The sequence below is a fragment of the Natrononativus sp. DTA114 genome, assembly GCF_059736515.1.
Genome location: NZ_JCASSN010000002.1, coordinates 369,238 through 376,375, shown reverse-complemented (window position 1 = coordinate 376,375; position 7,138 = coordinate 369,238). Strand labels below are relative to the sequence as shown.

Here is a 7,138-nt window from a genome sequence, read left to right as displayed (position 1 = left end):
GTAACTTGGTCCGTTCGGTGACGACGGTCGCGTCGACCGATCGAGCGTCACCGAACTATCATGGCTCACATCAGATCCCATCTTGACGGCGGACCGCAGGGGTGGGATCCTCATCTCCTTCGGACTATTTCCTAGGTTTTCTGGGGTACTTAACCCCTTCGAACCGTTCGTCCGAGACGACCGGGCGAGTTGAACGCCCGGTCAATCACGCGTTCTTTGCGTTTGCATCCGAGTGCCCTCGTACACTTAAGGGCGTCGGTCGCGTTCTCGCCGGAAACCGTGTCCGGCGACGCGTTTGCGTTCCAACCTGAACGGCCGTTCGCATATAAGGCCGTCGGATCGGACCGACGCCGAGTGCTCGAGGGGGATGCGTACCTGCCTCCGTGCCGGAAACCGGCCGGAGGGAACGTGGCTGCGTGCGCCACGTCGTTCGCATTAGATACGAGGAGAGGGTAAGTATAAAAGACCGTCGAACGAGATGACTACCGAAACCCGCTACCATGGTACGGTTTTCCATCGGCCAATCACTCGAGTGACAGTAATAAATGACCGAGCCGCCGCTCGCGGTGAAGTGGTATCGCGCGGGCGGAGGCCGACCGGTCATCCCGCCCCTCGTGGGCGTGGTCTGGTCGAATGATACCCGCGCACTCGTACTCGAGCGTACACGCGTAAGAACCTGTTTTTCCGAATCGGCCCAGCAGTAGCCGGGGAAACGTCTGTACCGAACACTCTTGTAGCTGCCGAGACGCCATGGTAACCGATCCAGTCTGCGGAGCCGACGTGAACCCACAGGACACCGAACAGCAGTCCGAACAGGACGGCGAAATGTACTACTTCTGCTCGCTCGACTGTCGCGAAGAGTTCGTCGAGAACACCGGCGAGTATACGTAAGCGCTGGTCGGGCACTAACTTCGTTGGCATCCCCGGTGGGCCGATTTCTGACCAGTCGCTACTCCGATCATCCACCGACGCCGATATATCGCTGGCGAGAGAAGCGAGAACCGAATGGTCAGGGATCGTCTCGATTCCGAGGAGGCCCCATCGGCTCCGGAGATCTGCGCTGCACTCGAGGATCCCGACTGCCGTGAGATCATCCGCCAGCTCGAGGAGCCGCTGACGGTCGCCGAGCTCACGGAGCGGTGCGATATCGCTCAGTCGACGCTGTACCGAAAGCTCGAGGTTCTCACCGACGCGACGCTGCTCGAGGAATCGACGGAAATCCGGCGTGACGGCCACCACGCCACCAGATACTCGCTCGCCTTCGAAACGGTCGAACTCGCCCTCGAGGACGACCGGACGCTGTCGGTGACCGTCGAACGGCCAGTTCGGACGGCCGACGAGCGACTGGCGGAGCTGTGGTCGGAGGTGCGAAAGGAGACATGATCGGACAATCCACGACAGGACTGGAGGTAACGGTCGCACTCGCCGTCGTAAAGACGCTCGTCCTCATCGTCGGGGGCGTGATCACCTACTTCGCGTACAAGGCGTATCGACGAACGCGACAGCGGGCGCTCGGCCTGCTGACGCTCGGGTTCGGAATCGTCACGCTCGGGTTCGTACTCGCTGGCGTGTTACACCAGTTGCTCCAGGTCGAGCTAGCCCTGGGGATCTTACTGGAGAGTCTGCTCGTCCTCCTCGGGTTCGCGATCATCGCCTACTCGCTGTACGCACAGTGAACGTGTGATCGGTTCCGCGGCTCGTGGATGGGGTTGAGAGGAAATCGCGCCTCTCAACCCTCGAATCCGGCGTCGTCCATCGTCTTCTCGAACTCCGCCGAGTCCATCGCCGACTCGTAGACGATCGCGGTCAGCATCCCGCCGGGGTAGCGCCCCTCGTTCGTGACGTGATTGACCTTGTGGCAGTGTGCCGGGTAGATGCCCGGCTCCGCATCGGCCTCGAACTCGAGAGTGTAGCGCTCGGCCGGGGCGACGTTGATCACGTCCTCCTCGTACTGTGCTGACTCGGGAATCTGTCCGCCGTCTTTCTCGACCACCCGGAACCGGTGGCCGTGCGTGTGGAACGGGTGAGCCTCGTAGCCCGCGTTGACGACGTGGAGGCGCACGGTGTCGCCCTCGCTGACGATCAGCGGCGTCCCCAGTTCGGGGTGGAACGTCGACGGGGCACTCCGACCGTTGATCGTGTACAGGTTCGAGGAGCGATCGGCGGGATCGTAGTTCGCGTCGCCCCCCGCGTTCTGCTCGTGCAGGCGCGTGTCCCAGTCGCGGATGGTGAAGAAGTACTCCCGGTCCGGCGGCTGGTAGTCCTCGGGGTCGACCCGGAGGATGCCGTACATCCCCATATCGAGGTGGTTGTGCGTCTGGAAGTGGCAGTGATAGAAGTGCGTCCCCGGCACGTCGCCCTCGAGGGTGTACGTGTGGCTCTCGTCGGGGTCAACCTGCAACATGGTCGTCGCGGGAGAGCCGTCGTCCTTCCAGGATTTGCCGACAGCGTGGACGTGAACCGTGTGCGGCCGGTTGTGCCCCGTGTTCTCGTAGGTGAGTTCGAACGTTTCGCCCTCGTTCAGCCGATAGATCGGGCCGGGAACGCTCGGCTCGAGGTCGTCGGCCTCCCAGGCCCACACCTCGGGCAACTCGAGCGGCCCACCCGAGGCCCCCTCGGTGACGACTTCGTGACGGGCGGGGACGGTCCGGAGGGTGGACTCGTGGCCCTGGTCTGCGAGGTCGACCACCTGTGGCGGGGCGGTGTACGGGTAGTCTGTCAGCGGCCCGTTCTCAGTCGCTCCGTCGTCAGTTGCACCGTGGTCGGTTGCGCCAGCCTCGTCGGCGGTCGGGGCGACACAGCCCGCGAGGAGGCCAACGGCACTCACCCCGGCCGTCGTAAGAACCGTTCGGCGTCGAACCCCAGGTCCGGTCGGCGTGGATGTCGTCATAGTACGGTTGAAGATTCGAACAGGAACCTAACAGTTTGCTACGCTGATTCCCGGACCGTGGGAACGAAAACGAAGAAGCATACATCCGTGGAGACACAGAGACTGTAAGGGATGGATCCGAGCACGCACACCAGACGGCGCGTCCTCCGCTGGGCAACGGCGGGCGTCGTCGGCGGTTTCGCAGGCTGTCTGGGCGACGATAGCGAGGAGCAGTACTACGATGGGGAGGCGTTCGTCGACGACGAACCGGAGTACGACGGGCGCCTCGAGAGCGTGGACCATCCGGGCACCGTCGACTGGACCGCCCAGGAGGTGGTTACGGTCGCCGTCGGCACCGGGCGGGAGGGAATGGGGTTCGCACCGCGGGCCATCCGAATCGACGCGGGAACGACCGTCGTCTGGGAGTGGACCGGCGACGGCGGCCGCCACGACGTGGTCGATATCGACGGCGCCTTCGACAGTGGCCAGAGCGCGGCCGAGGGCCACACGTTCGAGTACACGTTCGACGAGAAGGGTACGTACACCTACGTCTGTACGCCACACGAGCACCGGGGGATGGTTGGCGGCGTCGACGTCCGGTGAACGGCTGTGGTTCACCCTCGCTTGCGGGTGAAACCGAGGGAAGTGGGCCGTCGACGGTTCCCAGAACGTGGGAATCCGAGGGAACCATATATCGTCTCCCACCCAACTGCCGTTATAGATGACACTGAACGACGGCGTCTCGAGACGAACGGTCGTGAAGCTGGCGGGGATCGCGGCAGTCCCGGTCACCATCGCCGGCTGTACGGGCGACGATGGTGACGGTGGTGACGACGGCACCGACGCCGAGTACGTCGACGACGAGGCGGACTACGACGGCTGGCTCGATGACACCCCGAACTACGAGGGAACGCTCGATCTCACCGGCGAGGACGAGGTGACGGTGATGGTCGGAGCCGGCAGCGACAACTTCCGGTTCGATCCGGCAGCGGTCCGGATCGACGAGGGAACGACCGTCGTCTGGGAGTGGACCGGCAACGGCGGCGGCCACAACGTCGTCGACACCGACGACGCGTTCGAAAGCGAGATGGAAACCGCCGAGGGCGAAACCTTCGAGAACACGTTCGACGAAACGGGCGTCTACACCTACGTCTGTACGCCACACGAGAACCAGGAGATGAAAGGCGCGGTCGACGTGGTCTGAAGGGGCTCTCGAGTCCGATTCCGGACTCACGAACGACGGTCGAAAAACGATTTTCGCGGAACCGTTACCGGTTGAGCGTGTGAATCGCGTGGCCCAGCGCGTTCTCGGCGGCTTCCATCACCGACTCGGCGAGCGTCGGGTGGGCGTGGATCGTCGCGGCGACGTCCTCGAGGGTCGCCCCCAACTCGATCGCCAGGCCGAGTTCGGCGATCAGTTCCGACGCCTCGGGTCCGACGATCTGTGCGCCCAGGATGAACCCGGCGTCGGCGTCGGCGACGATCTTGACGAAGCCGTCGCTGTGGCCCGTCGTCAGCGCGCGCCCGCTCGCCTGGAACGGGAACTTGCCGGTCGTCGTCTCGAAGCCCATCTCTTCTGCTTCGGACTCGGTGAGCCCGACGGTACCGATCTCGGGTTCGGTGAACACGGCGGCGGGCATCGCCTGATAATCGATCGCCGACGGCTCCCCGGCGATCACTTCGGCGGCGACCTGCCCCTCCATCGAGCCCTTGTGGGCGAGCATCGGCTCGCCGGCGACGTCGCCCACGGCGAAGATGTGCTCGACGTTCGACCGTGCCCGATCGTCGGTCTGGATGAACCCGCGGTCGTCGGTCTCGACGCCCGCCGCCTCGAGGTCGAGCGTGTCCGACACCGGGGCGCGACCGACGGCGACGAGCACCTTCTCGGCGTCGAGTTCGAGCGTCTCTTCGGCCTCGAGTTCGGCCTCGCCGCCGTCGGTCGCGGCCGCCGCCTCGGCGACGACGCGGATGCCGGCATCCGTTTCCTCCCACTCCGAGGCGCTGTAGCCGAAGTGGAAGTCGATGCCGAGTTCCTTCGCGTGTTTCTTGACCGGGCGCGCGAGGTCGGTCTCGTAACCGGGGAGGACGTCCTCGAGCATCTCGATCACCGTCACGTCGGTGCCGAGCTTGGCGAAGACGCCGGCGAGTTCCATCCCGATGTAGCCCGCGCCGACGACGACCAGGGAGTCCGGCACCGAATCGAGGGCGAGCGCCTGCCGGGAGTTGAGCACGGGCTCGTCGTCGTAGGAGAAGTTGGGGATCTCGATGGGACTCGAGCCGGTCGCCACGATGGCGTGTTCGAACTCGACGGATTCGGAGCCCTGGCCCTCGCCGCCGTGGGAGATCCGGGCCGTGTTCTCGTCGGCGAAGGTAGCGGTTCCCTCCATGAGGTTGACGCCGTTGGCCTTACAGAGCTTCTCGACGCCGCCGGTGAGCTGGTCGACGACGCCGTCCTTCCAGTTGACCATCTGGGAGAGGTCGACGGCGGGGTCGGCGTGGATCCCCATCTCTTCGGCGTTGCCCGCATCGTGGGCCAGCCCGCTCGCCGTAATCAGCGCCTTCGATGGGATGCAGCCGTGGTTCAGACAGGTGCCCCCGTAGGCCTCCTTTTCGACGAGCGTTACGTCCAGATCGAGCTGTCCGGCGCGGATCGCGGCCACGTAGCCCGCGGGTCCGGCGCCGATGACGAGCACGTCCGTTCCGGTTGCGATGTCTCCAACGACCATTTATTCGAGTAGTAGCAGTTCGGGGTTTTCGAGGTACTCCATCACCTTGTTCGTAAACGCTGCGCCTTCCGCACCGTCGATCAGCCGGTGGTCGAACGACAGCGACAGGGTCATGATCGAGCGCGGTTCGATCGACTCGTTACCCTCGTCGTCGGTGACGACGCGGGGTTTGCGCTTGATCTCGCCAACCGCGAGGATGCCGGCTTCGGGGTAGTTGAGGATCGGGGTGGCGTACTCGCCGCCGATGCCGCCGATGTTCGTGATCGTGAACGTCGACCCCCGGAGTTCGTCCGGCGAGATCGAGCGCTCGCGGGCCTTCTGGACCAGCTCGTTCATCTCCGAGGAGAGCTGAAGCATCCCCTTGTGATCCGCGTCGTCGACGACGGGAACCATCAGCCCGGCGTCGGTTGCCGCCGCGACGCCGATGTTGTAGTAGTTGCGATGGACGATCTCCTCGTTCTCGTCGTCGATCATCGCGTTCATCTCGGGGTACTCCTTCAGCGCCGCGATGACCGCCTTCATGATGAACGGCATGTAGGTCAGCCGGATGCCCTGCTCCTCGGCGACGGGCTTGAGCTCCTCGCGGGTCTCGACGAGTTTCGTCACGTCGACCTCGTCGTGGTGAGTGACGTGCGGGGCGGTGTACTTCGAGCGCTGCATCGCGTCGGCGATGGTCTTGCGGACCCCCTTGAACGGCTCACGGGTTTCCCGCGGACCGGTCTCGCCGGTCGCCGCCGCGGCGACGTCGGCCTCTTGGGCGCGCTGCTGGGCCTCGGCGTACTCCGTCACCGCCTCGGGCGTGACGAACGCCTCGCCGTCGCGCTCCTCGCTCGCGGGCACCGCGTTGATGTCGATTCCCTGTTCCTTCGCGAGTTGGCGCGTCGCGGGAGCCGCGAGCGTCTTCTCGCGGTCTGCGGACTCGACCGACGACGGGGTGGCCGTCCCGGCAGCCCCGCCGGCGGTTCCGGCCGCGGCGTCAGCCCCGCCCGTGTCTTCGGTCGGTTCCGCGGGGGCCGCCTCGGCGGCCTCGGCGTCTGCGGGTTCGCTCGAGGCGCCCTCGGCTGCGGCCTGGACGTCGCCCTCGGTGATCCGGCCGCCGGGACCGCTTCCCTGCACGCTCGAGAGGTCGACGCCCTCCTCGCGGGCGAGTTTTCGCACGCGCGGGGGTGCGAAGACACGTCCTTCGGGGGTCGAGACCTCCTCCGTCTCGGAGACGCCGCCCTCGGCGTCGGCGGGTTCGTCGACGCCCTCGGGTTCGCTCGCACGCTCCTGTTCGGCCTCGGTCTCTTCTTCGACCGGTTCGCCCTCGACGTCGAACGTGATAATCACGTTGCCGACGGGCACCATCTCGCCCTCCTCGGCGAGGATCTCGCGGACGGTGCCGTTGACCGGCGAGGGAACCTCGACGAGCGCCTTGTCGGTTTCGACCTCGGCGACCGGCTGATCCTCCGAAACCTCGTCGCCCTCCTCGACGAGCCAGGAGACCAGTTCGCCCTCGGCGACCCCCTCGCCGACGTCGGGCAGTTTGAACTCGCGGACCATG

At 65.5% G+C, this 7,138-nt stretch carries 8 protein-coding genes; 5 read left to right on the top strand and 3 right to left on the bottom strand.

The annotated features are described in order from the left end of the window. Positions 1-750: 750 nt before the first annotated feature. From AC6I6S_RS09820 to AC6I6S_RS09810, 3 genes are all read left to right on the top strand, one after another. On the top strand, positions 751-891 hold the full coding sequence (locus AC6I6S_RS09820) for a YHS domain-containing protein (protein ID WP_497949790.1): 141 nt from the start codon (positions 751-753) through the stop codon (positions 889-891). 114 nt (positions 892-1,005) lie between these two features. After that, complete coding sequence (locus tag AC6I6S_RS09815; protein WP_497949788.1) at positions 1,006-1,383, top strand: helix-turn-helix domain-containing protein; 378 nt, start codon at positions 1,006-1,008, stop codon at positions 1,381-1,383. Then, positions 1,380-1,676 (top strand): DUF7521 family protein, encoded by a 297-nt coding sequence (locus AC6I6S_RS09810; RefSeq protein ID WP_497949786.1) that lies wholly within the window; start codon positions 1,380-1,382, stop codon positions 1,674-1,676. Before AC6I6S_RS09815 ends, AC6I6S_RS09810 begins: the two co-directional genes overlap by 4 nt. 53 nt (positions 1,677-1,729) lie before the next feature. Here AC6I6S_RS09810 and AC6I6S_RS09805 read toward each other — a convergent pair whose 3' ends face one another. Further along, the gene (locus tag AC6I6S_RS09805) at positions 1,730-2,890 is read right to left on the bottom strand and encodes a multicopper oxidase domain-containing protein (protein WP_497949785.1); all 1,161 of its coding nucleotides are present in this window, start codon (positions 2,888-2,890) and stop codon (positions 1,730-1,732) included. 111 nt (positions 2,891-3,001) lie between these two features. Here AC6I6S_RS09805 and AC6I6S_RS09800 point away from each other — a divergent pair, with 111 nt between their 5' ends. Both AC6I6S_RS09800 and AC6I6S_RS09795 read left to right on the top strand, forming a co-directional pair. Continuing rightward, the gene (locus AC6I6S_RS09800; protein WP_497949784.1) at positions 3,002-3,472 is read left to right on the top strand and encodes a halocyanin domain-containing protein; all 471 of its coding nucleotides are present in this window, start codon (positions 3,002-3,004) and stop codon (positions 3,470-3,472) included. 118 nt (positions 3,473-3,590) lie between these two features. Continuing rightward, complete coding sequence (locus AC6I6S_RS09795) at positions 3,591-4,073, top strand: halocyanin domain-containing protein (protein WP_497949783.1); 483 nt, start codon at positions 3,591-3,593, stop codon at positions 4,071-4,073. Positions 4,074-4,137: 64 nt separating this feature from the next. On the opposite strand, the gene lpdA is transcribed toward AC6I6S_RS09795, so the two are convergent. After that, a complete protein-coding gene (gene lpdA / locus AC6I6S_RS09790; RefSeq protein WP_497949781.1) occupies positions 4,138-5,595 on the bottom strand; it encodes a dihydrolipoyl dehydrogenase in 1,458 nt (485 codons plus the stop codon). After that, entirely contained in the window at positions 5,596-7,137 is a 1,542-nt protein-coding gene (locus AC6I6S_RS09785) for a dihydrolipoamide acetyltransferase family protein (protein WP_497949780.1), read from the bottom strand. It lies immediately after the preceding gene. Between the last annotated feature and the right edge of the window lies 1 nt (position 7,138).

Bases quoted from the DNA above. Each gene is read 5' to 3' on its own strand.
- lpdA (WP_497949781.1), bottom strand. From the start codon at position 5,595: ATGGTCGTTGGAGACATCGCAACCGGAACGGACGTGCTCGTCATCGGC.
- AC6I6S_RS09820 (WP_497949790.1), top strand. From the start codon at position 751: ATGGTAACCGATCCAGTCTGCGGAGCCGACGTGAACCCACAGGACACC.
- AC6I6S_RS09795 (WP_497949783.1), top strand. From the start codon at position 3,591: ATGACACTGAACGACGGCGTCTCGAGACGAACGGTCGTGAAGCTGGCG.
- AC6I6S_RS09815 (WP_497949788.1), top strand. From the start codon at position 1,006: ATGGTCAGGGATCGTCTCGATTCCGAGGAGGCCCCATCGGCTCCGGAG.
- AC6I6S_RS09810 (WP_497949786.1), top strand. From the start codon at position 1,380: ATGATCGGACAATCCACGACAGGACTGGAGGTAACGGTCGCACTCGCC.
- AC6I6S_RS09805 (WP_497949785.1), bottom strand. From the start codon at position 2,890: ATGACGACATCCACGCCGACCGGACCTGGGGTTCGACGCCGAACGGTT.
- AC6I6S_RS09785 (WP_497949780.1), bottom strand. From the start codon at position 7,137: ATGGTCCGCGAGTTCAAACTGCCCGACGTCGGCGAGGGGGTCGCCGAG.
- AC6I6S_RS09800 (WP_497949784.1), top strand. From the start codon at position 3,002: ATGGATCCGAGCACGCACACCAGACGGCGCGTCCTCCGCTGGGCAACG.